Origin of the sequence: Xenorhabdus littoralis (genome assembly GCF_033949345.1) — a bacterium.
Taxonomy (GTDB): domain Bacteria; phylum Pseudomonadota; class Gammaproteobacteria; order Enterobacterales; family Enterobacteriaceae; genus Xenorhabdus; species Xenorhabdus littoralis.
Window position 1 is genome coordinate 1 of the sequence record NZ_VCDP01000108.1, and the last position, 599, is coordinate 599.

Annotated in this window: 1 protein-coding gene; it reads left to right on the plus strand. The window is 54.4% G+C overall.

Features of this window, described 5'->3' with window-relative positions:
• Window positions 1–599, plus strand: a 599-nt coding sequence (locus FE394_RS17835) for a condensation domain-containing protein (RefSeq protein ID WP_319927680.1), incomplete at both ends; no start/stop codon positions are given.

Below are 599 nucleotides of genomic sequence, written 5' to 3' on the forward strand. Positions count from 1 at the left end.
CGCATGACGGCGGGAGAAGGAGCTGATAACGGCATGGGGTTGTTTATCAATACGCTGCCGTTGCGGCTGGATATGGATGAAACCTCAGTACGGGACAGCGTGCAGACCGCCCACACCCGTCTGGCCGGACTATTAGCCCATGAACATGCTTCACTGGCTCTGGCACAGAAATGCAGCGGAGTTGACAGTAGTCTCCCTCTCTTTAGTGCCCTGCTGAACTATCGGCATAATGCTGTGCTGGCAACGTCGAATGAGTTGATAAACGGCACTGAGTTTCTGGGTGGACAAGAGCGGACTAACTATCCCTTTATGTTGTCGGTGGAGGACTGCGGTGAGGCTTTGGGATTGACAGCTCAGATCGTCCAGCCGTTTGAGGCGGAACGGATATGTGGCTATATGCAACAGGCGCTGGAGAGTCTGGTGACAGCGCTGGAACAAACCCCGGACAGGCCGGTCCGGGCATTGGACATTCTGCCGGAAACGGAACGTACACTGTTGTTAAGAACCTGGAATGCGACAGAGACCGCGTATCCGGAAAGATTGTGTCTTCATCAGTTATTTGAGCAACAGGCGGAGAACACCCCGGACGCGACAGCATT